At 50.8% G+C, this 24,101-nt stretch carries 21 protein-coding genes and 1 riboswitch; of the genes, 4 read left to right on the top strand and 17 right to left on the bottom strand.

All coding sequences use genetic code 11. The annotated features are described in order from the left end of the window. Nucleotides 1-5: 5 nt before the first annotated feature. The 7 genes from DVH26_RS06985 to metA all read right to left on the bottom strand — a co-directional run bounded on the left by DVH26_RS06985 (nucleotide 6) and on the right by metA (nucleotide 9,163). A complete protein-coding gene (locus DVH26_RS06985; protein WP_239632597.1) occupies nucleotides 6-707 on the bottom strand; it encodes a 3D domain-containing protein in 702 nt (233 codons plus the stop codon). Nucleotides 708-1,182: 475 nt separating this feature from the next. Beyond that, nucleotides 1,183-3,123: a threonine--tRNA ligase gene (thrS, locus tag DVH26_RS06980; RefSeq protein WP_239632595.1), complete on the bottom strand. Its 1,941-nt coding sequence runs from the start codon at nucleotides 3,121-3,123 to the stop codon at nucleotides 1,183-1,185. 307 nt (nucleotides 3,124-3,430) lie between these two features. Continuing rightward, entirely contained in the window at nucleotides 3,431-4,348 is a 918-nt protein-coding gene (locus tag DVH26_RS06975) for a putative sporulation protein YtxC (RefSeq protein ID WP_239632592.1), read from the bottom strand. Between the two features lie 181 nt (nucleotides 4,349-4,529). After that, on the bottom strand, nucleotides 4,530-5,666 hold the full coding sequence (gene mqnC, locus DVH26_RS06970) for a cyclic dehypoxanthinyl futalosine synthase (protein WP_239632590.1): 1,137 nt from the start codon (nucleotides 5,664-5,666) through the stop codon (nucleotides 4,530-4,532). A 207-nt stretch (nucleotides 5,667-5,873) separates the two neighbouring features. After that, nucleotides 5,874-7,049, bottom strand: a complete 1,176-nt coding sequence (locus tag DVH26_RS06965; RefSeq protein ID WP_239632587.1) for a trans-sulfuration enzyme family protein — start codon at nucleotides 7,047-7,049, stop codon at nucleotides 5,874-5,876. 9 nt (nucleotides 7,050-7,058) lie between these two features. Further along, nucleotides 7,059-8,240, bottom strand: coding sequence for an aminotransferase class I/II-fold pyridoxal phosphate-dependent enzyme (locus DVH26_RS06960; protein ID WP_239632585.1), 1,182 nt, complete (start codon nucleotides 8,238-8,240; stop codon nucleotides 7,059-7,061). Next, complete coding sequence (gene metA, locus DVH26_RS06955; protein ID WP_239632583.1) at nucleotides 8,237-9,163, bottom strand: homoserine O-acetyltransferase MetA; 927 nt, start codon at nucleotides 9,161-9,163, stop codon at nucleotides 8,237-8,239. The genes DVH26_RS06960 and metA overlap by 4 nt, the downstream gene beginning before the upstream one ends. 117 nt (nucleotides 9,164-9,280) lie before the next feature. Then, nucleotides 9,281-9,428, bottom strand: a riboswitch (SAM riboswitch). A gap of 555 nt (nucleotides 9,429-9,983) precedes the next feature. Here metA and corA point away from each other — a divergent pair. Beyond that, nucleotides 9,984-10,919 carry a magnesium/cobalt transporter CorA gene (gene corA, locus DVH26_RS06950; RefSeq protein ID WP_239632581.1) on the top strand — a complete coding sequence of 312 codons (936 nt, stop codon included), beginning with the start codon at nucleotides 9,984-9,986 and terminating at the stop codon, nucleotides 10,917-10,919. Nucleotides 10,920-11,073: 154 nt separating this feature from the next. After that, a complete protein-coding gene (locus DVH26_RS06945; RefSeq protein ID WP_239632579.1) occupies nucleotides 11,074-11,505 on the top strand; it encodes a universal stress protein in 432 nt (143 codons plus the stop codon). Nucleotides 11,506-11,692: 187 nt separating this feature from the next. Here the strand turns inward: DVH26_RS06945 and DVH26_RS06940 are convergent, their stop codons facing one another. After that, a complete protein-coding gene (locus DVH26_RS06940) occupies nucleotides 11,693-12,709 on the bottom strand; it encodes an HRDC domain-containing protein (protein WP_239632577.1) in 1,017 nt (338 codons plus the stop codon). A 203-nt stretch (nucleotides 12,710-12,912) separates the two neighbouring features. On the opposite strand from DVH26_RS06940, the gene DVH26_RS06935 reads away from it, so the two are divergent. After that, nucleotides 12,913-13,224 carry a hypothetical protein gene (locus tag DVH26_RS06935; protein ID WP_239632575.1) on the top strand — a complete coding sequence of 104 codons (312 nt, stop codon included), beginning with the start codon at nucleotides 12,913-12,915 and terminating at the stop codon, nucleotides 13,222-13,224. Between the two features lie 73 nt (nucleotides 13,225-13,297). Here DVH26_RS06935 and ilvD read toward each other — a convergent pair whose 3' ends face one another. Beyond that, a complete protein-coding gene (ilvD, locus tag DVH26_RS06930; RefSeq protein ID WP_239632572.1) occupies nucleotides 13,298-14,983 on the bottom strand; it encodes a dihydroxy-acid dehydratase in 1,686 nt (561 codons plus the stop codon). Nucleotides 14,984-15,201: 218 nt separating this feature from the next. Between ilvD and DVH26_RS06925 the strand changes: the two genes are divergently transcribed. Next, nucleotides 15,202-15,495 (top strand): DUF3055 domain-containing protein, encoded by a 294-nt coding sequence (locus tag DVH26_RS06925; RefSeq protein WP_239632570.1) that lies wholly within the window; start codon nucleotides 15,202-15,204, stop codon nucleotides 15,493-15,495. 97 nt (nucleotides 15,496-15,592) lie between these two features. Here the strand turns inward: DVH26_RS06925 and DVH26_RS06920 are convergent, their stop codons facing one another. The 8 genes from DVH26_RS06920 to DVH26_RS06885 form a co-directional block, all read right to left on the bottom strand. Next, the gene (locus tag DVH26_RS06920; RefSeq protein ID WP_239632568.1) at nucleotides 15,593-15,910 is read right to left on the bottom strand and encodes a cupin domain-containing protein; all 318 of its coding nucleotides are present in this window, start codon (nucleotides 15,908-15,910) and stop codon (nucleotides 15,593-15,595) included. 196 nt (nucleotides 15,911-16,106) lie between these two features. Beyond that, nucleotides 16,107-16,940: a 5'-3' exonuclease gene (locus DVH26_RS06915; protein WP_239635303.1), complete on the bottom strand. Its 834-nt coding sequence runs from the start codon at nucleotides 16,938-16,940 to the stop codon at nucleotides 16,107-16,109. Between the two features lie 228 nt (nucleotides 16,941-17,168). Continuing rightward, on the bottom strand, nucleotides 17,169-18,107 hold the full coding sequence (locus DVH26_RS06910) for an AraC family transcriptional regulator (protein WP_481857599.1): 939 nt from the start codon (nucleotides 18,105-18,107) through the stop codon (nucleotides 17,169-17,171). A 148-nt stretch (nucleotides 18,108-18,255) separates the two neighbouring features. Beyond that, nucleotides 18,256-19,278, bottom strand: a complete 1,023-nt coding sequence (locus tag DVH26_RS06905; RefSeq protein WP_239632563.1) for a Gfo/Idh/MocA family protein — start codon at nucleotides 19,276-19,278, stop codon at nucleotides 18,256-18,258. Nucleotides 19,279-19,338: 60 nt separating this feature from the next. Further along, entirely contained in the window at nucleotides 19,339-20,421 is a 1,083-nt protein-coding gene (locus DVH26_RS06900; protein ID WP_239632561.1) for a Gfo/Idh/MocA family protein, read from the bottom strand. A gap of 727 nt (nucleotides 20,422-21,148) precedes the next feature. Further along, nucleotides 21,149-22,333: an aminotransferase class I/II-fold pyridoxal phosphate-dependent enzyme gene (locus tag DVH26_RS06895; protein ID WP_239635302.1), complete on the bottom strand. Its 1,185-nt coding sequence runs from the start codon at nucleotides 22,331-22,333 to the stop codon at nucleotides 21,149-21,151. Between the two features lie 65 nt (nucleotides 22,334-22,398). Further along, on the bottom strand, nucleotides 22,399-23,436 hold the full coding sequence (locus DVH26_RS06890; RefSeq protein ID WP_239635301.1) for a site-2 protease family protein: 1,038 nt from the start codon (nucleotides 23,434-23,436) through the stop codon (nucleotides 22,399-22,401). Nucleotides 23,437-23,499: 63 nt separating this feature from the next. Beyond that, nucleotides 23,500-23,865 carry an arsenate reductase family protein gene (locus DVH26_RS06885; RefSeq protein ID WP_239632559.1) on the bottom strand — a complete coding sequence of 122 codons (366 nt, stop codon included), beginning with the start codon at nucleotides 23,863-23,865 and terminating at the stop codon, nucleotides 23,500-23,502. Between the last annotated feature and the right edge of the window lie 236 nt (nucleotides 23,866-24,101).

Here is a 24,101-nt window from a genome sequence, read left to right as displayed (position 1 = left end):
GAAGTTTAAAACAAAATCTCGTTTTCCAGCTGGCTCCAAATGGCTTTCGTAATTTTCCCGTCGCCCTTTTTGACGATAAACACGTTCAGTGTTTTCTTGCCCCATTCGGAGTATACCTGATCCTTCGTTTCAAAATACAAATCGATGCGTTTGCCCTTGATCGCACTCCCCGTATCTGCCACGATTCCGTAGCCGTAGCCCGGTATCCACAGCACCGTTCCAAGAGGAAACACGGACGGGTCCGCTGCAATGGTGGAAAACGAATTCCGGTCTCTCTGCACCTTCATCCCGGAAAACGTAACGCCGTACTCGGGATGTCCGGGGTTTTTACCGGTCGACTCCTTGCCTGCATAATACCCTGTAGCGACCACTTCGACAGCGGTATATTTGGCAATGTCTTTTTTCATATTCGGTAGAAACGTATATTTGTCGCTCTGCTTGTTTACATTTGCGGACTGTCTTACAGTCGACACTGTTGTCGCATCCTGCTGATTAGCTGCTCCGTTATCGGGCTGCTTGCCCGGCGCCTTGCCTGGATTCGAATTCGTTTGGTGCGACAATGTCGGTAACGCCTCATTCCACTGACCATGATCGACCAGACTGTCTTGAGCCAGCGACTGCTGCTCTTGTTCAAGTGCCATGAACAATCCTAACAGAACGGCAATGAAACAGATCCACTTCACATGACTTGCGGCTTTTGGTAACATACTTGGTTTAAAACCTCCCCTTAATATAAGAGGCTGTCCAAAACATGCTAGGATTATACAATCCTCGTCCAAAAGCAATATCCATGCATTAATCGAACCTGCAGCAATGCAAGAAAAAAAACGCCCGTTCCCGGACGTTCCATTCCCTTATATTCTTCCCTTGCGAAGCATCCGCTCCCTGTTATATTGCTGGGACTCTTGCCTGCTTGGAGCAAGCACTCCACTCGGCATAACTCCCGAAAAGCGGGCATAGCTGCAATCCTATCTCCTGAAGGAACGGAGTGGCCGCCTTTGTTATCGGGAAATGACCTCTAGAAAGTGTGATAAGTTAAAAATTATTCCTGATAACAACAACGGCCGGAAGGAAGTACCCCACCGGGGGATCTGCAGAATTTTCAATATCATGGGTTTCTTTATAAGCAAAAACGGATAACGGATAAATCCCCAAAGGAATTTATCCGTTTTTAAATGCCGCTTAGTCGATCTGCTTCGTACGGATCGCTTCGCTAATCAATTCTACCGTGCTGTCCAAGCTCTGCGTGCCGAGATCTCCGGCGCCGCGCTTACGGACGGACACGCTCGAGCTGTTCATCTCATTCTCGCCCACGACGAGCATGTAAGGGATTTTCTCCAGCTGTGCTTCGCGGATTTTATATCCGAGCTTCTCGTTACGAAGATCGGATTCTACGCGAATGCCGGCAAGCTGCAGCTTCTCTTCCACTTGCTTCGCATAAGCTTCGAAGGCTGTGGATACAGGAATAACTTTGGCCTGTACCGGGGACAGCCAAGTCGGCAAATTGCCTGCGAAGTTTTCCAGCAGGAACGCCGTCATCCGCTCCATCGTGGAGATGATGCCGCGGTGAATAACGACCGGACGGTGCTTTTGGCCGTCTTCGCCAACGTACTCCAATTGGAAGCGCTCAGGCAGCAGGAAGTCCAGCTGTGCCGTGGACAACGTTTCTTCTTTTTTCAACGCCGTTTTGATCTGTACGTCCAGCTTCGGACCGTAGAAAGCCGCCTCGCCCTCGGCCTCATAGAACGGCAAGCCAAGCTCCTCGACTACTTCACGCAGCATGCGCTGGGACATTTCCCACATTTGATCGTCCGGGAAATATTTCTCGGTATCCTGCGGATCGCGATACGACAGACGGAAGCGGTACTCCGTGATGCCGAAGTCCTCGTAAACCTGACGAATCAGATTGACAACGCGGGCAAACTCTTCCTTGATCTGATCCGGACGGCAGAAAATGTGCGCGTCGTTCAAGGTCATCGCACGTACACGGTGCAAGCCGGTCAATGCTCCCGACATTTCATAACGGTGCATCGTTCCAAGCTCCGCTACGCGGATCGGCAAGTCCCGATAGCTGCGCATGTCGCTTTTGTACACCATCATATGGTGCGGACAGTTCATTGGACGAAGGACGAGCTCCTCGTTGTCCATGATCATTTTAGGGAACATATCCTCCTGATAGTGCTCCCAGTGGCCGGAAGTCTTATACAGCTCCACATTGGCCAATACCGGCGTATACACGTGCTGATAGCCGAGTCTTTCCTCCAGATCAACGATATAGCGCTCCATCGTACGGCGCACTTTCGCCCCGTGCGGCAGCCACAGCGGAAGTCCTTGTCCGACTTCACGGGAGAACGTGAACATTTGCAGCTCTTTACCCAGCTTCCGGTGGTCGCGCTTCTTCGCTTCCTCGAGCAAATGGAGATGCTCGTCCAGCTCCGCTTTTTTAGGGAAGGCCGTGCCGTAAATACGCTGCAGCATCTTGTTCTTCGAATCGCCGCGCCAGTAAGCTCCCGCCACGCTCAACAGCTTGAACGCTTTGATACGGCCTGTGGAAGGCAAATGCGGGCCTCTGCACAAATCGAAAAACTCACCCTGATCGTAAATCGTCAGCACGGAATCCTCCGGCAAATCGCGGATCAGCTCCAGCTTCAATGGATCTCCAAGCTCGGTGAAAATACGAATCGCTTCTTCCCGGCCCACCACTCTGCGGCGGATCGGCAAGTTCTCCTGCGTAATTTTCTCCATTTCCTTCTCGATTTTGGTCAAATCCTCCGGTGTAATCGGCGTCTCCAGATCGATGTCATAATAAAATCCGTCCTCGATAACAGGACCGATACCCAGCTTCACAGCTTTCTCGCCGTAGATTCGCTTGATCGCTTGAGCCATCAAGTGAGCCGTGCTGTGGCGGTACACTTCCAAACCGGCCTCGCTGTCCAGCGTAACGATTTCCAGGGCTGCATCTTGCTCCAGAGCCGTGTTCAAATCGACAACCTTGCCGTCGACCTTGCCCACAACCGCATTTTTCTTCAATCCGGAGCTGATAGAGCCCGCTACCTCTTCAATTGTTGTCCCTTGCTCGTATTCCCTGACCGCGCCGTCGGGAAACGTTACTTTCACTGCCATAGTTTTCAACCTCCTGAAAATGTAAACAAATAAAAAAGCGCATCATCCCGAAAGGGACGAGTGCGCTTGGTCTCGTGGTTCCACCCTAGTTCGATCCACGTTACGAAGGCTCGCGGATCCTCACAGCATCCGGTAACGGGAATGACTCGGGGCTATTTACTGATCGGAGACATGCGGCTAACCACCGCCCGACGTTCCATAACCCGGCTACAAAGGGGTAAACGATTGTCGTAACTGAAGGAGCTTACAGCCTGCGGCTCCTCTCTCTGTACAGGACGTTCAATCATTGTTGTCTCTGATTACTGCCTTACCCTTTATTATAGTCAGCTGCAGCGATTCGGTCAAGATTGTGGCATACCCGGCAATAGTCGCACAGCTGAACCCGGTTTTCGAATATTTGCATAATCGTCTTGATGACCTGCACCTCCGGGTCGCGGGTGTGAATGAATATATGCTGCGGAGACACGGAAATCAAAGTGCTAACGATAACATCCTCGAAGTTAATGTCCTTCTCCAGCATTTCCACCGTCAACGTAGCGTCGTTCTGGCTTGTATCTATCGGCTCCATCCGGTCGTTCAGCAGCAAAAAGTCATTTCCGCCCTTATGTAACAAATGCGCAGCCGGAATTTTGGCTTCTTGAATATAGACAAAATATTTCAGTAAGGAAATAAACTCCTGGTATTGCTGATCCATCAAAAATTCATCAATCGCATACTCCGCCATTTCGTGAAGCTCCTCAATATAAGGACGCAGCCGGAAGTTCATGAAGCCCTGCAAATGCATATCGGAATTTTCTTGCAAGTAGGTGTAGGCCGCTTCCGCAATAATCTGCTTACGGCGATCCGCCATTTGCGACATCGACTCGTCCGCCATATCCGTCTGCTGCATCGGCAAGCAGTAGCTTAAGATTGCACGAATATCCTCTTCCTTCGTATAGTCAAAATCACGAGTGATCAGAGTCCGCATCAAACGCTCTTCATCTTCGCGGACAATCCAGTCCGCCAATACATCCGCCACCTGTTTATACAGTGCGTCCGTCCGTTTATCCAATTGAAAATGCGGCAAAATTCCATCCGCCTGAATGACAAAGCCATTATCTAACCGATGGAGAGTTGTAGCCACAGTATGCTTCTGAAAGGACCGGGCCGTATGATCCACTGCCGTGTACAGCCGGTGTGCGGCAGATTCCGACGTTTTCACCAGGGTCAAAGCAAACAGCTTCATTCCATTCACTCCTTCCTTCCCTTACTTCTCTTTTTTAATATATGGTCACGGATGTGCATATATACAAACAACAATTTCCCATGAATCATTGGCGTATAACGCAAAATTGAGAAGAGGGAAGGAGGAGGACAAGCAAAAAAAACGACCCTGAACTTTGATCAAAGTTACAGGGCCGTTCTTATTAGTTTTGCATAATAAAGTCGTTATCGACCTTCACGTTCACATCGTCAAACACACGCAAAATTTCGTATCTCGTGTTGCGTTGAGCCGGAATTTTGCCGGCCTGACGAATGATGTCCAGCGTCGAGCCGATATTTACTTTGTGCGTCGTGCCTGCCGCGGATACGACATTTTCCTCGATCATCGTGCTGCCGAAATCGTTACAGCCGAAGTGCAGCGACTTTTTGCCGACCTCCGGTCCCATAGTCACCCATGATGATTGGAAGTTCGGGATGTTGTCCAGCATGATGCGGCTGATCGCAACATTTTTCAAATATTCATCAGGGCCCAGTTTCTCAGCCTTCATATTCGTATTGTCCGGCTGGAACGTCCAGGAAATAAACGCAAGGAATCCTGGGGAATTCCACTTGTTCGCAATACATTCGTCCTGTGCGTCACGAACACGCAGCAGGTGGAGCGCCCGCTCCTCCATTGACTCTCCGAAGCCGATAACCATTGTAGCGGTGGTGGACATGCCGATTTTGTGAGCCATCTGCATCACGTCCATCCAATCGCGCCAAGAGCCTTTCAATCGGCTGATTTTGCGGCGGGTCCGGTCATCGAGGATTTCGCCTCCGCCTCCAGGCAGTGAATCCAGTCCGGCTGCTTTCAGCTCGCGCATAACCTCTTCTAGAGACAGCCCTTCGGAAACTTCCTTCATTTTCATAATTTCCGCAGGCGAGAAGGAATGCATCGTAATATTGAAGCGTTTCTTGATCTCGCGAAGCAAATTCGTATAGTAAGTAAACGGCAGATTCGGGTTCGTGCCGCCCTGCATCAGGATCTCGGTTCCGTTAACATCCAAGGTCTCCTGGATTTTCTGGAATATCGTTTCATCCGGCAATACATAGCCTTCATTCGAGCCCGGCGAACGGTAAAACGCACAAAAACGGCAGTAGACGTCGCAAATATTCGTATAGTTAATATTGCGGCCGATAACAAATGTTGTTATTGGATCCGGATGGTGCCTCAACATAATTTGGTTTGCGACATGGCCCATCTTTTCAATTTCATCGGATTCATATAATTGAATACAGTCGTCGAGACTGATTCGGTTTCCGGCCAGCGCACTGTCAAGGATGCGGTCGATTGAACTCATCCTGTGCTCACTCCTTTATTCTAGCAATTCCGAAAATTTATTTTGCATACGAAAAAACTCTATAAAATCATCGTACCACAAACGATGGGCCTAGTCATCAAAAAAGAGACTGCCAGTTAGAGGCTCGCCTCATTTCTGACAATCTCCTGACACAAGTTGATCACTATGCAGGACGACTCCCTACAGTCACTCTTGACCGTCTGCGGGTTAGGATCGAAGAGCCTGATCGAGATCGGCAATGATATCGTCAATGCTTTCCAAACCTACCGAATAACGCACGAGGCCGTCGGTGATGCCTCTCTCCAGCCGTACTTCGCGCGGCATAGCGGCATGTGACATCATGGCGGGGTAAGAGAGAATGCTCTCCACAGCCCCTAAGCTTACGGCTACGAGAGGAATTTTCACTTTCCCCAGCACTTGCTTGGCTTGCTCGCCGGAGCCGACATCAAACGATACGACGGCGCCGTATCCTTTCGATTGCCGCTCGTGAATCTCGCGACCCGGGTGATTGGCCAATCCCGGATAGTAGACCTTCTCTACCTTCGGATGATTGGACAGCCATTCCGCCAAGCGGCGCGCGCTCAGCTCGTGAGCCTCCATACGCGCCTGCAGCGTCTTCATTCCCCGCATAAGCAGCCACGAATCATATATGCTAAGAATGGTGCCGAGCCCGTTCTGAATTTGCTTCAGCTGATCTCCGAGGCTTTCATTGGCTGCAACGGCCAGTCCTGCCGTCACATCGCTGTGACCGCCCAAAAATTTGGTCGCGCTATGAAGCACCAGATCTACGCCGAGCTCAATCGGTCGCTGATGATACGGGGTCATGAACGTATTGTCCAGTACGGTGAACAGCCCCTGCCCTTTCGCCCAAGCTGTAATTTCGGCAATGTTCGTAATTCTCAAAGTCGGATTCGACGGTGTCTCCATGTAGACTACCTTCGTATTCGGCTTGAGAGCCGCCTTCACTTTATCCAAATCCGTCATATCGACGAACGTCGTTTCGATATTCATACGGTTCATGATCGTACTGAGCAAACGGTACGTTCCGCCGTATACATCCTCGGTACAAATAACGTGATCGCCCGCCGAGAGAAGCATGAACGCCGCGGATATCGCAGCCATGCCGGATGCGAACGCAAAGCCGCGCACGCCGCCTTCGAGCAGCGCAATATAATCCTCCAGCGCCTGCCGGGTAGGATTCCCCGAACGGGTATAATCGTATTGCTGCGGATCGTCGAGCGAAAACTGGTGGAACGTCGATGCCTGATAGATCGGCACGCTCGATGCGCCCGTTCTCGGATCGATTTCCGCGCCAAAATGAATCAGCTTCGTAGCAAATTGACGACTTTGTTGTTGATCCTTGTTGTGATTGTGCTCTGCCATCAGCTGCTTCTAAGCCCCCTCTATTTCGGCTTGTGCCAAGTCGATAGCCCGCGACAAGTCGGCGATCAAATCGTCGATATGCTCGATGCCGACCGAATAACGAAGCAGTCGGTCATCCACTCCCACCTGACGGCGGATTTCCTCCGGAATATCTGCGTGTGTCTGAACGGCGGGATAAGTCATCAACGATTCTACGCCGCCCAAGCTCTCTGCAAAAGCGATAAGCTGAATGTGTCTCAAAATCGGCTCGATATAACGGGCATCTTTCATTTTGAAAGAGAAAATACCGGTGTTGCCGGACGATTGCTTCTTTTGAATCTCATAACCCGGATGGCTTTCCAGTGCCGGATAATATACGGATTCCACCTGCGGATGGTTCAGCAAAAATTCTGCCATACGCGTAGCGTTATATTGATGGCGCTCCATGCGGATAGCCAGTGTCTTCATCCCTCTCATCAGCAGCCAGCTATCCTGCGGATTCAAGACGGCTCCGATGGAGTTGTGCAAAAAGGCCATTTGCTCGGACAATTCCTGGCCCTTGGTCACAATAAGACCGGCGAGCACATCGTTATGACCGCCGAGGTATTTGGTCGCGCTGTGAATGACGATATCGGCGCCAAGCTCGATCGGACGCTGGAAAAACGGCGTCAATAGCGTATTGTCCACGATAGTCAAAATGCCTTTTTTCTTGGCCCAGCTGCAAACCAGCTCAAGATCGGTAATCATCATCAGAGGATTCGTCGGCGTTTCGATCAGAACCGCTTTCGTATTCGGCTTATAGTGCGATTCCAGAGCGTCAAGATCGTTCGTATCTACATAAGTAGCGGTTACGCCGAAACGCGACATGATTTTCTCCAGAAGACGGTATGTGCCTCCGTACAGATCAAGCGATACGATCAGGTGATCGCCTTGGCTGAACAAAGCGAAGATTGTTTGCAGCGCAGCCATGCCGGAGCTGCAGGCGAATCCGGCGTCACCGGACTCCAGGCTTGCGATGGCATCCTCCAGCACCTTGCGCGTCGGGCTTTTCGTGCGGGCATAGTCAAAGCCTGTGCTCTGACCCAGCTTCGGGTGACGAAACGCCGTCGCTTGATAGATCGGGAAGCTGACCGCTCCCGTTACCGGCTCTTCCTGAGAGCCGATCTGGGCTAACCGGCTCTCGATTTTCAACTGGTTATGCTGTTCACTCATATACAATACTCCTCCTTGTGCAAATCAAACGGCGTCTCTTGGTATACATAATAGTTCAACCAGTTGGAAAACAACAGGTTCGCATGCGCTCTCCACGATACGAGCGGCGGTTTGGTAGGATCGTCATTCGGGTAATAGTTTTTCGGAACGGCTACCTCCATCCCTTTATTGATATCCCGGTCATACTCGTATTTCAATGTACAAGCGTCATATTCGGAATGCCCGGTAACGAAAATTTGTTTGCCGTCCTTCGTTCCGACAAGATAGACTCCTGCTTCCGGAGATTCCGACAATATTTCAAGCTCCGGATGCTTCTCGATATCTTCCTTGCGTACCTCCGTATGACGGGATTGCGGTACGAAGAACATTTCGTCGAAGCCCCGCAGCAGCTTAACGTTCTGCGTACTGACGATATGCGTGAACACGCCGAACATCTTTTGCTCCAAGCCGTATTTCGGAACTCCGAAATGGTGGTACAAGCCCGCTTGCGCGGCCCAACATATATGCAAAGTCGATGTAACGTGATCGCGGCTCCAATCCATAATTTGCTGCAGCTCATCCCAGTAGTTGACGTCCTCGAAGTCCAGCTGCTCTACAGGCGCACCGGTGATGATCAAGCCGTCAAACCGTTCGTTGCGGACATCGTCGAACGTTTTATAAAACTGCTCCAGATGCTCCGCCGATGTGTTTTTGGACGTATGCGTCTTCGGATGCAGCAGGACGAATTCCACCTGAAGCGGCGTATTGCCGATCAAACGAAGGATTTGCGTCTCTGTCGTTTCTTTTGTAGGCATCAAATTCAATATGGCAATTCGCAGCGGACGAATATCTTGGTGGAAAGCCACCGTCTCATCCATCACGAAGATGTTCTCATTCAGTAGGATTTCTCTTGCCGGCAAATGATCGGGAATTTTGATAGGCATAGTAAGTCACTCCTTTTTTGTAGGTGTTTTGTCCTTGCGCAAACTCCTGCAAAAAGGCACTAAAAAAGGCCTTTTTCGCGCACACGAGAAAGGCCTTGTCGTTTCAACAAATGTCCTCTCTCATCTCTCAGAAGCTGTACGCTTCCGCAAGATTTAGCACCGTGCATCCCTTCCATTTCGTTGTTCCGCAGAACAAGAAATGCCGTAAGGTTTGTCGGTTGCCGGGTATCATCGGGCTAGTCCCTCCACCTGCTCTTGATAAGAGTTTGAAGCTGAAATATTCAGTTAATGTTATAGTCATACTCTATACGAAAAATACAATACCGTCAAGACGGTAAATTTATGAGTTTCAGGCACTTGCCTAAAGCAGCCAGCACACCAATTCACAATGCTCGCATACTGTAACATATGCCAAAAAACATCTATCTCTTCACCGAATTTATAGATTTTTTGTAGAATGAAATCGTACAAATCAGCTTGATACACTGCAATTGAACAGTTATACTAGACAAGTAATTCGACAACACTAGCAAAGGGGTGCACCAAACGAATGGACGGAGACCCGAGGAGTAGTATCTACGTTCAATTACAACTGAATATTTCGTTTGGAATGCCAACGGCTTACGCTGCTCGTTCGCATGCGCCGGACTTTCCTTTGCATGATGTGAAATAGCCGTTTTCCTATACGACTGCACAGGTGAATTCCGTTCGTACCGATACGAGTGACGTTTCTTCCGTCTGCATTCCTCACGAGCTCACAGAAGTGCTCTTGTTCCTGCAACAATGAGCTCTTCACAAGCCATGTGAAGGGGTGGATAAGATGAAAGCACGTTTGGTACAGGACGGCATTTTTACTATAATTGAGGATATTACCCGAACGATGGAACCGCCTGAGCACGGTTTTTATTGGATTGATGCGGATGTGGACGATTTAACGATTTTACAGCCCTTATTTCATCTTCATGAATTGGCGGTAGAGGATTGTTTAGCCGAAGAGGAACAGCGTCCGAAAATCGAGCTGTACGATACTCATTATTTCATTGTCGTTAACAGCATTCGATTCGACGATGAGGAAATTTTCCTTCGCGGCTTGAATATATTTCTCGGCAAGCATTACATCATTACGGTAACCCGGCAAAAAATTAACGAGCTGCGCGCGTTGAAGCCGGTCTTGTGGGAAGAAGAAGTAACTGCGCCCGACCGGTTCCTATATCACTTGATCGATCTAGTAGTCGATAATTATACGTATGTCGGAGATCGGATCGAAGCGAAGATCGAAAAGCTTGAAGAAGATATATTAATGCACACGAAGAAATCGCACCTGAATGAAATCATCGGTCTGCGAAGCGAAATCCTCTGGCTGAAAAAAGTGCTCGTTCCGCAAAAAGAAGTGATAGCGACTTTAAACAAAAAAGAGCTGCGGTTCATTAGCGAGCCGCTTAAAAAATATTTCGGCGATATTTATGAGAACGCCGTGAAGATTCAGGAAACGTTCGATACGTTCCGCGATTTGATGGGCAACTTACGAGAAGCTTATCAGTCCAGTCTATCGAACCGGGCGAACGAAATCATGCGCGTGTTTACCGCATTAACGACGATCTTCATGCCGCTCACCTTCATTACCGGGGTTTACGGAATGAATTTCGAGTCGATTCCCGGATTGCACTGGGAATATGGCGGACTCACAACCGTCATTATTTTGTGCATTGTCGGCGTGTCGATGTTTGTATTATTTCGTAAAAAAGATTGGCTGTGACACCAGCCATGTTATATTCGATTTATACAACCAAATCTTGTTCAGGGGCGTTAGATCATCCCTTGGGCAAGATTTTTTTTGCGTTTACCGTTTCACTGGCCAAGGCCCCGGTGTAATAAATCCATAATTCCATAAGGAAACCGAGGTGATTGAGATGTTCCGCAAAATACTGCTTGCTTACGATGGTTCGGAAACGGCAAGACATGCTCTGGATAAAGCCATCTCGATAAAAACGATGCTGGACAGCACCATTCTTGAAGTCGTTCACGTAGCTCAACTCACGAATGTCGTTGTTGGCGACGCTTTTATTACCGGCGCTGCCGTTGTTCAGGAGGAGCTTCAAGCGGCAGCGGAGGACGTTGTCGATGAAGTAAGGCATCGCATTTCCCATCTGCCGCTTGCAACGGCGACCTTGCTCGAAGGAGGCGCTCCTGCAAAAGTGATTTTGGAATATGCCGACAATCACCGCTTCGATCTGATCATTGTCGGCAGCCGCGGATTGGGCACCTTCAAGGAACTGCTGCTCGGCAGCGTAAGCTATGACATCGTTCAGCATGCCAAACTGCCGGTACTTGTCGTTAAATAACTCGCGCTAAGCATAAGCTTGCCAACCCCATTAACTAACCAGCTTATCTGCTGTTTAGAAAGGGAACACCTTAGGACGGACTCTCCTATTGCAATACCTGAAAGCCGGGTAATGGATCGAGGCCGTCCTCTTTGCTGCTTTCCTGCTATGTCGACTAGTCAATAGGCTGCCTATAAGCCGATTTCTATTACACGGCCGCCGCGGCTTCCTTATTCATCTGATGCCTGCGGAACTTCATCCGAAGCAGGCGCAGCCATTCATAGACGTGGTCAATGTCTTTCCCTTCCAGCTCGTCCTGATTATACAGCGTTTGCAGAATCGGCTTCAAATAGCGGTCCCCTTTCAGCTCAAATGCCGTCCAAGCAAGGCTCAGCTCCTCGCTCGGCACTTGCTGCAGCCCTTTCTCAATGTAGGATTCCAAATCGTAGCCTTCCCGGTCCAACTCCTCTAACCATATCATCAGGTCTCTGCGCTGCAGCTGCAGCTGCTCGCGCAGTTGTTCGAGACTATCTCCCCCGGTAATAGCTTCCAACAGCTTGAGCTTCACTTCCCGCTTATTCTGCTCCGCTTGGCGCTTTCTCTCCTTCTCCTGCTGCTGCCATGCATAAAATTGTACGGGATCGATCTGATCTTGAACCCATCCAAGAGGGAACGACGTGCTCCGCTCCACACTTTGCGTATACCGGAGCAGCTCTGCTCCGTACAAAGCAACTTTATTGGAGCCAAAACCCGGCAGCTGCAGCAATTCCTCCTCCGACTGCGGCAGGAAGGTGCTGATCATCCGCAGCAGACGGTTCGTCGCAACCAGGAACGGCGATTTGCCCTCCGCGCTCGCCTGCTTCAACCGCCACTGCCGCAGCTCCTCGTACATTGCTTCGTTAGGATTATTCTCACTGTAATATTGCAGCAGCTGAAGCTTAGCCGTCTTGGTGTCGAACGATCCGCCTTCGGCCAGCCAGCCCATATCGAAAATCGGTAGGAACCCACCGAGCTGCTTGGCCAGCAAGTTCTCGCGAAACGCTACGATCATCTCGTCCCAAGCGGCTCCTTCAAACCAGGTTTCGTGCGATAGCCTGCCGTCTTCTTTCGTTTCCTGCCATCCGGCTACCCATTGCCCTTTATTCTCTCCGATGGATGCTTGTGCTTGACGGGTACGATCCTCCCCCACCTTCTTCTCCAAGCTGTGCAAAAATAATACCTTCATTCGACACCCCTCCTGAAAAGTTAGAAATTAGTATTTCAACGCAAAAAGCACCCCTCCTACACACGGTAGAAGAGGTGCTTCCTCTGTACATTGAAATTATTACCATATTAGCATAATTACTCCTCATAAGCAACACCGAATAGCTAAAACCTGCGTAGGGGCATTCTAAAACCAACGATGGATACACGGAGGTGCTAGTAGCAATGGCAGACAACGATTTGGAAAGAGATGGCTTTATCGAGGAAGACCGTCATAAATACACTGATTTGAAAACCGTCGAATCCCAGCGCAACGATCTTACGGCTGAAGAGTTTCCGGAAGGGCCTTACGGCGCCAACCTGCATGAGGAGACACTAGGCAAAAGCTCCCCATGGAGAGAATCCCAGCATTCCCCCAACAGCTTCACTTACGAAAACAGGGAGCTTCATGCGGGAATTTCACGCGGTTATCCTGGAGCTCATCCGACCCATGATTCCAGCGGAGACAATCGCACAGACGAAGAAGAGGGCATGTAAGCTGCGGTGCGATAATCAAAAACAGGCAGGAGAGATGATTCTCTCGCTGCCTGTTCTATGATCAAGGCTTAACTTACACTTTCATAACTCCGCCGGTGCTTGCATTCGTAACAAGCTTGGAGTAGCGAGCCAAGTAACCGGAAGTTACTTTCGGCTCGAAGCCTTTCCAGTTCGCTTTGCGTTTCTCGAACTCTTCGTCGGAGATCATCAGTTGGATCGTACGGTTTTCCAAGTCCAGCTCGATAATGTCTCCATCCTCAACGAAAGCGATCGGTCCGCCTTCGGCCGCTTCCGGAGAAATATGTCCGATGCTGATACCGCGGGATGCGCCGGAGAAACGTCCGTCTGTGATCAGACCGACTTTTGCCCCAAGACCCATACCTACGATTTGCGAAGTAGGAGCCAGCATTTCCGGCATACCCGGTCCGCCCTTCGGTCCTTCGTAACGGATTACGACGACATGGCCTTCCTTCACTTTGCCGTTGGCGATACCGTACAGAGCATCGTCTTGCGAGTCGAAGCAGATAGCAGGACCTTTATGGTAGCCGCCTACGGATTTGTCAACCGCGCCGACTTTGATGATGGAGCCTCTTGGCGCCAGGTTACCGAACAATACGGCCAGACCGCCGCGCTCGGAGTGCGGGTTATCCAATGGATGGATAACGTCTTTGTCCAAAATTTCGCAGCCCGCTACGTTTTCGCGAAGCGTTTTGCCTGTTACGGTGATGCAGTCGCCGTTCAAAGCGCCCGGCTTTTTCAACAGCTCGTTGATGATCGCGCTCACGCCGCCGGCATTGTGCACGTCTTCGATATGGTAATCGGAAGCCGGAGCAATTTTGGCCAAGTGCGGTACGCGGTTAGCTACTTCGTTAATGCGCTCGATAGGATATTCAAAACCGGCTTCATGAGCCAGTGCCAACGTGTGCAGTACAGTATTCGTAGATCCGCCCATAGCCATATCCAATGCAAATGCGTTATCGATAGCGTCTATGGTCACGATATCGCGAGGCTTGATGTCTTGTTTGATCAATTCCATCAATTGGGTAGCGGAACGTTTAACGAACTCTCTGCGCTCAGGAGAAATAGCCAGGATCGTTCCGTTGCCAGGCAGTGCCAAGCCAAGGCCTTCGGCCAAGCAGTTCATGGAGTTGGCTGTGAACATACCCGAACAGGAACCGCATGTCGGGCATCCGTATTGCTCCAGCTCGGTCAAGGTTTTCTCGTCGATTTTCCCTACTTGGTATGCGCCCACGCCTTCAAATACGGAGGTCAGGGAAATCGCGCGGCCGTCGCTCGTTCTACCGGCTTTCATAGGTCCGCCGGAAACGAACATCGTTGGGATGTTCACGCGCAGTGCGCCCATCATCATACCCGGAGTAATTTTGTCGCAGTTCGGAATACAAACCATACCGTCAAACCAGTGAGCGGATACTACGGTTTCCAGGGAATCCGCAATAATCTCACGGCTTGGAAGCGAGTAGCGCATTCCGATGTGTCCCATGGCGATACCGTCGTCTACGCCGATCGTGTTGAACTCGAAAGGAACGCCGCCTGCTTCGCGGATCGCGTCTTTAACGATTTTACCGAATTCCTGCAGGTGAACGTGACCCGGAACGATATCGATGTAGGAGTTACATACCGCGATAAACGGCTTGTCGAAATCCTCTTCTTTAACACCGGCTGCACGCAGCAAGCTGCGGTGCGGGGCGCGGTCGAAACCTTTTTTAATCATGTCGCTTCTCATTTTTGGTTTAGACATATGTGGTAAGGCCTCCCAGTTTAGTAGTATCGATATAAGGCGAAGACTTTCGTCGTTCTATCATTCTTTAAATTCTATCATGTTTGTCGAGAAATGAAAATGTTATAATCGAGAGAGTTTCTTTCCATGTCGATTGGGAGCAGGTTATCCGCCTTTTGCCGGCACTCCTCTCTTCATGTATAATGGTAACGAACTAACAACGAACGGAGTGACCCGACATGTCAGATTTAGACTATTTATACGATTCCAGCGAGGATACGACGACCCGCTTCGTGTGCTTTGTAGGCGAATCGATGCGGCGGTTTGACCTCGCCATTACGAATACGAACCGTTTTTACGGCAAGAAGCTCGTTACCGATCTTCAATCCGGACGCACAGCGGTCATCGGCCCTGACGACCTGGAAGAAGAGGGCTATTTGGAGCACGTGTACAAATTGACCGAAGAAGAAGCTGTTGAGCTGACTCACTTTTTATCGCAAATCGTCGGTGCTATTAACTTTACCGATATTTAACGGACAGCTTCACCAAGCGTGGAACAAAGAAAAAGACCGAACCGGCTGAATCGATCAGCTTGTTGCGGTCTTTTGTCATGTATGCGGCCGATAAGAATCAGCGCTTTACTAGATCTTCGCGAACCGGTGTGAACGTATCCAGCAGGATGCTTGGTTCCAGCGCTTGGCAGCCGTGCTTGGCACCGCTTGGAATGTAGATCGTCTCGCCCTGCGAAATGACTTTCTTTTCCCCGTCGACCGTAAATTCAAGCTTTCCTTTGAGGCAATAGGAAAACTGCTCATGAGGATGGCTGTGCTGATAGCCCTCCGCATTTTGCTCAAAATGGACTTCCATCATCATAATCGTTTGGCCCGGCTCGAAAATTTTCCGTTTCACGCCCGGCTCTGCATTTTCCCATACTCCGATATTGCTCATCCGAATGTGCCTCCTCTTTTTTAGCGCTTTCATAAATAATTGCTAAACATTGCTAACGTGTACTAGTATACCTGATAAACGGGACGCTTGGCTATTCCTTTCCAGCTGCGCCTGCAGGGAAAGGCCGGATAAAAAGACCGCAGTCCGTCAAAAACGACAGCTGCGGTCCCGCCTGCGATTCCGTTATGTACGCCGGTTAGCCGATCAGCTTCGACAAGCCTTTGAATTCCAGCTCCTCGAATTTCGCGATCACCTTGGGCCGGTCCACTTCCCAGCTGGTTGCCGCCAGCTCGCACTCCACCGGAACGTCGCACCGAATCCGGGCCAAATCCCGCGACAGGTGCAGCATCTCCAGCTCGGCTTCGATCTTCGCCCTGACGCCTTTCGGAAGAAGCGCCATATTCTCGATAATGCCCTCTACCGATCCGAACTCCTGCAGCAGCTTCAGCGCCGTTTTCTCCCCGATTCCTTTTACTCCGGGATAATTGTCCGCCGTATCCCCCATCAAGCCTTTGAGATCAATGAACTGCTCCGGCGTCAGCTGCTTCTCCTCCATCAATAGCTCCGGAGTATATACGGCGTAATTGCCCTGCCCTTTTTTCATAATGACGACCTTGACGCGCTCCTGCAAAAGCTGCAGCATGTCGTGGTCCCCGGTCAATATGTATACGTCCCGCTCCTTGCCGTATGTACCTGCCAGCGTCCCGATGCAATCGTCCGCTTCGTAGCCGACTAATCCGACGTTAGGCACGCCGAAGCTCTCGACAACCTCCTTGACGAGGTCGAATTGAGGAATCAATTCCTCGGGGCAGTCGCCCCGGTTCGCTTTATAGTCGGCGAATTTCTCGCTGCGGAACGTCTTGCTCCCCATGTCCCAGCAGCAAATAACGTGCTCAGGCTTGAACGTCTGGACCGCATCCCAAAAGTATTTTACGAACCCGAATACGGCGTTCGTAGGCAGCCCGGCGCTTGTTTTCATAATATAACCGCTATAAGAAGTCGCGTAAAAAGCGCGAAATAATAAGGCCATCCCGTCCACCAGCAGAACCGGTCCCGATTGTTCCGTATGTATAGTCACTATGTATCTCTCCCAATCGTTAATCTCCCATCCAGTATAACACGGCTCCGCCGGTTATGGGGGAGTTTCACGCGAAAAACACCCCTCATTCGCTCCAGCCGCCTTGAAGAAACGTTGCGGACACCTAGCGTATAAGCGGTGCTCTCTGTTCAGGTTCATACAACTGAAAAGGCAGACGACTTAAGAAGTCGATGGAGACAAGATCCGGTGCTGCTGGCGGTATTGCATGGGGGTCATGCCGAATTTCTTTTTGAAAACATAGTGCAGGTAGTTGGAGCTGGAGAAGCCGTTGTGAAAGGCGATCTGGTCGATCGTTTCCGTACTTAGGCTGAGCTCGCTGCAGATGTGGGTCAAGCGCACCTGCTCGATATATTCGCTGAACGTGGATCCGGTATGATCGCGGAAAATTCGCTGCAGCTGTCGCGGGCTGATCTGCACCCGTTCGGCTACTACCTCCAAGGTCAATGGCTCCATATAGTTATCTTTAATAAATTGAACGGCAAGCTGATAACGGTAATGCTTCATGTCCCGCGAAGGCAAATCCGATTGCGGAACAGACGCATAGGAGCGTGCGGTACGGAGCAATATTTGAATGATCGACTGCTTCAATACCGTAAACAGCCCAGGCTGATTCTCATACCAAGCCCGGTACGCTGTCAAGAAGCAATCCATCGCGCGGTATTGATCGGCGGCCGGTCGTGCAGGCAAAGACTGAAGCTGCTGGATACATGCTTCGGCTTCGGCAATCTCCCATTTCATCCCCCAGTCCTCCGTGCTTGCAGCGCCGTTGGATGGAGAATGTCCCGGCTCAAGCTTGACGATATCCAGATGCAGGCACAGCTCATCCATCGCCTCCTGCGGGTCCGCTTCCTGATAATGAAGCAGGTTCGGTCCAGTCAAGTAAAGCATGCCTTCCTGCAGCGGGTATGGAATGTCGCCCAGTACAACGGTGCCTTTTCCCCGGGGAATATAATGAAATTCGTAATCGGAATGCTTGTGGAAATTAATAATGCGGCCTGGAGGAAAGCTCGTATGATGAAACCGCAGCATACGGATCCCGTAATTCCCCCAACGGAATTCGAGGTCCAGCCGGTCCAGTGCGGAAGGCTGCTCCAGCATCAGCTCAAAAGCATAAGGTTTAGAAATAACTCTCGATGAGCACTCCAAATGCATCCACACTCCTTAAGCAAAAGCATAGATGGGGAAGACCGTCCAAGCCTGCCGCAGCAAGGCAAGAACAGCCTTTCCCCGAAGCTTCATTACAGCATTATTGCGCGAGATCGGCCAGCTTGATAGGCTCGCCCTTGCCTGCCGACAGGTTCGACGCTTCCATTAATCGGGTTAAATCCAGGGCGAGTTCAATATTTTCATCGGCATTCGTGCCGTTCTCGATATGGCTAACCCATTGATGGAACGCGGAAGGGCGGTTTTCCGGAAGCCCTTGCTGCACCTGCCATTCCTTGGACGCTTCATCCCCAAGCTTCGAGCTGCGAACTAGCAGCTTGTTGTCATGAGTGGAGTACAGCAAGCTTCCTTCCGTGCCATGCACCTCGATCACAAACGGAGAGTGACGGTTTACGAAGCCGGCTTCGACTACCGCCAAAGCACCGTTCGAGTACCTTAGCACCGTAACCGCGTTGTCCTCCACTTCCCGGCCGGTAACATAACCGTAGTTCGCCGAAACCGTGTCCGGTACCCCAAGGAACAGCCGGGCCAAATACATCGGATGGCAGCCCAAATCGATCATAGCTCCGCCTCCGCACAGCTCTTTGTCGAAAAAGTGAGCCGGCAGCCAGCCTTGCTGACCGCGCTCGGAAGGCACGCCTCCGTTGTGGGATAAGCGGGTGCGGACCAGCGTCACTTCTCCAAGAACGCCTTCGCGCAAAATGTTTTGCACCGCCAGCGTGTAGTCCGCATTCAATCGAGGCAGCGATACGGTCAGCTTGACCCCGGCTTCCTCGACGGCCGCCAAAATCTCATTGCATTCCTTCAATGTAGTCGCAACGACCTTCTCGGTGAAAATGTGCTTACCGGCCTGGGCGGCCGCTACCATCACGTCCCGGTGCATATTCGTCGGAGTATCGACGATGACACCGTCGATATCGTCCTGCGCCAGCAGCTCGTTCAAATCGTCGTAGAACCGCACACCGCGCTCTTCAGCCTGCTTACGGCCGCGTTCGGTAATTTCATCCCATACGGCCACAATCTCGGTGCCGGGATGCTCGGTGGCTTGGCGGGCATAGTCATTGGCATGAACGTGCCAAAAGCTCAACATCGCTACTCTGATCATGATATGTACCTCCGTCTATTCAAGTATAATGCATTTCGGTATCGAAGCTGCAATGGATTTTTAATCGAAATAAACCGCTTCGCCGGTCTCGGCGGATTTGTAAATGGCTTCGAGGATTTCCGACACGACGCAAGCTTGCTTCGGAGTCACGATCGGCTGCTTGTCGTTCAATACCGCATCGATCCAGAGGCGAATTTCCGTATCCTGCATGCTTTCCTTTTTCCCGTCATAAAAATCGACGCCGCCTGCATCCAGACTCACCTTATTCATAAACAGCCGGCTGTGCTTTTCACCGTTAATGCGCAGTCCGTCTTCCATATCCGCGCCGCCTTCGGTGCCGCACAGCGTGCTTTTCGCTTCCTTGACGTCCAGTGTATTCAACGCCCAGCTCGATTCCAAGACGATGGTCGCGCCGTTCTTCATCGTAATCATGCCGAAGGCGGAGTCCTCGACCGTGAATTTCTTAGGATCCCATGGGCCCCATGCGTTGGCAGCGTTTTCTTTTTGCGAAAGCTTGTGGAACGTTGTGCCCAAAACCGCTTTCGGTTCATAGTTGTTCATCAGCCACAGCGTCAAATCGAGCGCATGCGTCCCGATATCGATCAGCGGGCCTCCGCCTTGCTTCTCCCCGTCGAGGAATACGCCCCAGGTCGGTACCGCACGTCGACGGATAGCGTGAGCTTTGGCATAGTAAATATCCCCTAGCTCGCCTGAATCACATACTTGCTTCAAATACATACTGTCCGAGCGGAACCGGTTGTTGTAGCCGATCGTCAGCTTTTTGCCGGTACGTTCCGCCGCATCGGCCATCCGGCGAGCATCTGCCGCCGTCTTGGCCATAGGCTTCTCGCACATGACATGCTTGCCCGCTTCCAGAGCAGCGATGGATATTTCAGCATGGGAATCGTTAGGGGTACATACATGGATTACGTCGATTGTACGGTCGCTCAATAGCTCCGTATAGTTGTCATACACCTTGGCTCCGGCGACACCGTACTTATCGGCTGCTTGTTGAGCCCGTTCCTCAATAATGTCACAAAAAGCGACAAGCTCCACTTGCTCCAGCTTCACAAGACTTGGCAGATGCTTGCCTTTGGCAATGCCTCCACAGCCGATAATGCCTACTTTTAGCTTTGCGGACATCAGATATCTCTCCTTTGAAATAACGACTTGGCTTTATCTTAGCATGTTTGAAAAATCGTTTAAATTTCAAATAAATGACAAGCAGAAGTGCAAAATTGCGACGTCTGGAAACATTTTTTTAACATGGAGAAAAGCATCTATCAGGTCATTTCACAGCGGAGCGATAACGTTTCAAGGTAGCTTTTATCGCCAAATAGAAATTTACATCCGATGACCTCGGAACGTTAACGATTCTATTGTGGTAGCTTTAGCACCTCATGGCGTCCTTAATGTAAAATGTACGTTTGTGCGTGGGGAGGGAATAGGGTATGGGATTGCGGCCGCTGTTGAAGTCGTGTTCCTTTGAATTGTAGGCTTGTCGCGGTAGGAACACGAGCTTCAAAGGCGGACGCTGCCGCTCCTCCAACCCACACCCATTCCCACTCTTGTTCTACTCTGAGAGTTGCGCTACGCAATAAAACTGCGGAATCCCTTCATCATGTCAATCTCAGAAATGAGGAACCGTTTCGCGAATCCACGATACGAACTTTATCCAATTACCGGTGATCATCGAATAGATTCTGCTTTAGAAAGTTTGTTTCCATATTTCTAACCTGTCTTAAATATAACAAAAGGAGCCACCCACGTGACTCCTAAACATTTCACTTTACTAATCTTATGAGAAACCATGGCGTGCATTTACAAGATCCCTTTCGGACTAATCACTGTATCGGACGTCCGCAAAGCTTCACTTCGAAGGCTTCACCGTTTGCAAAAACTCCCCGATGCGCCGCACAGCCTCACGCAATCGATCCTCTTCCTGGACAAGGGCGATTCGTACGTAGCCTTCCCCCTCTTTGCCGAAAGCATCTCCCGGTATGACGACAACGCCTGCTTTATACAGGATTTCCCGGGAAATTTGTCGAGCTGTCCAGCCTTCGGGAATTCGCGCCCAAATGAACATCGTCGCCCTCGGCCTGGGAATGGTCCAGCCGGCTGCTGCAAGGCCGTCAATCACGATATTGCGTCTGCGCTCATACAAGCCCGCCACAGACTCCCGCTGCTCCATATCCTCCTCCAATGCAGCAATTCCCGCTTCCTGTACTGCCAAAAACACACCGTAATCAATATTGGACTTCAAAACGCGAAGCGCGCGAACGGCCTCCTTCTGCCCCACCATAAAGGCGATTCGGCAGCCGGCCATATTGAAGCTTTTCGACAAGGAATGAAACTCAACCGCTACTTCTTTGGCCCCTTCGACTTCCAAAATGCTCATGGGACGAAAGCCGTCGAACGCCATTTCCGAATAGGCCAAGTCATGGACGACCAACAGCTCGTGCCGCTTCGCAAAAGCAACCAATTCTTCAAAGAACGGCCGCGTTGCGACAGCCGACAGCGGGTTGCTCGGGTAATTCAGCAGGATGAATTTGGCCTTGCGCAATACTTCCCCGGGTATTTCCTGCAATTTCGGCAAATAGCCGTTCTCTTCTCTAAGCGGCAAAAAATACGCTTCGACGCCGGCAAGCACCAGACTGGCCGAATAGATCGGATAGCCGGGGTCCGGTACCATAGCGACGTCACCCGGATCGCACACAGCCATCGCCAGGTGGGCAAGTCCGTCCTGCGATCCCATCAAGGTGACAATCTCCGATTCGGCGTCCAGCTCGACCTCGAAACGGTGCTTGTACCAGTGGGCTACGGCCTCCCTAAAAGCAGGGCTGCCTTCGGAGGTCGGGTATCCGTATACTTCCGGCTTGCGGACCGCCTGCTCCATGGCGCGAATGACCTTATCGGACGGAGGACGATCAGGGCTTCCGATCCCGAGATCGATGACGTCCATTCCGCTCGCTCTGACCTCTTCCTTCCACTGCGCCATTTCAGAAAAAATAGCGGATCCCAACTGGGATAGCCGCTTGGATTGGTAGTTTTTCATCGGTTGTGTAACCTCTCTCATATAATGAACTTCTGCTTAACATTCCATGGCAATTCACCGGGCATTTAGATGTTGCCGACTTTATGAACGAGCGACATCATGTAGAACAGGAAGCCCGCAAGAGCAAAGTAAGCGATGCCGAATTTCCAGCGAGCCGCATTCGGTACTTCGTAATATTTGTCGTTTTCGAAAGGCTCATAATCGACCTGGCAGTGAATCATCAGATGCAGGCCGTCTTCTTTTTGAATCCTTTCCAGCCGAGTAACGTGCGTTCGTCTTATGATTCCCTGCTGCATCAGCGGAATTGTCCCTTGAAAGCTCAAGCTATCCCAGACAACGCGAACATACTGCTGTCCATCCAAATCGGAGTACGTCACGAACGGCAAATCCCGTTTGTGCTCTTCGCCGGGAATTAAATAGCCCTGTTCAATCAAAGGCTCGGCCGGAATGAGGAAGCTTGCGTTGATCAGACGCTGCTCCCCGTGCTTGCGCTGCTTGACGAATTTTTTATACAAATCGTAAGCGAACATAACCCAGATGATCAGCAGGATCGGGTTAAAATGATAAATGATAAGAACGAGGCCCCCGACCAGGCCTACGAGCCATAACCAGCGGGAAACTGCGGTGGCGATTCGACCTCCGTCCAACGGATGGATCGGCAGAAGGTTGAACAGATTGATGAGAAACCCCGATAGCGCCAGGGAATAGAACAGCTTGCCGACGGAGGTATAATCGAAATAGATGCCGAGACCAAAGACGATAAGTGCGCCTACCGTTCCAAGCACCGGTCCGCCGATCGCTACATAAGCTTCCGTGACCGCATCTCTCGGATGGCGCTTCATATTGATCATCGCCCCTACGAACGGGATGAATACCGGCGCGCTGACCGGCAGCCCTCTTTGCTTGGCGGCGATAACGTGCCCTAGCTCGTGGATCAGAATCAGCAGCACAAACCCGACGGAGAAGCCCCATGGGAACAATAACGCATACGCTCCGATAGACAGCAGCATGGACAAGAGGACACCGCCGAATTTCCCCATCTTCAGTAGCGACAGAACCCATTTGCCCTGAGCAAGAATAAAGGCTGCGGCCGCGCCGATCATCCATAACGGATTTTTCTTTTGATTTTTAGGCTGCAACAGTGATTCCCTCCTTCCTACAGTCCATTAGCGGCACCAGGCCTCTTCGTACTGCTCTTCTTTGTATCCGACCGTCACCTTGGTGCCGTCCGTAACGACTGGCCGTTTGATAAGCCTTCCGTTGGAGGCTAACAGCTCGACTTTTTGCTCGTCGGTCATTTGCGGCAGCTTATCCTTCAGCTGCATTTCCTTGTACACTTCACCCGACGTGTTGAACCATTTTTTTATGTCGAGGCCGCTGTCGGCTATCATTCTTTTCAGCTCCTGTACGCTGGGAGGCGTATCAAATATGTGTATGGGCTCGATTTCCAGCCCTTTGGCTTTGAGCGATTTCATAGCGTCTCGGCACGTGCCGCATTTGGGATATTGGTATACGGTAACGGTTTTGCTCATGGTGGTCATTACTCCTTCTGGAACACAATGGTTTTCATTAAATTTTCGGCTAAAGCCGGTCTATTGTCAAGCTGACCCCAATATGGAAGCGCGGGTCTCTATATATACGAAAAAAAGACTTTGCGGTTTCCGCAAAGTCTCAGGCTATCGAGAAACCCTGGAGGAGTTTACGTCCGTCTTTGAAACCTGCGAAATTACAACTAAATTTAATCAGCTTCACAGGCTTCAACAGCGGC

The organism is Paenibacillus sp. H1-7, from assembly GCF_022354825.1.
Taxonomy (GTDB): domain Bacteria; phylum Bacillota; class Bacilli; order Paenibacillales; family NBRC-103111; genus Paenibacillus_S.
This window is presented reverse-complemented; position numbering and strand designations above follow the sequence as displayed.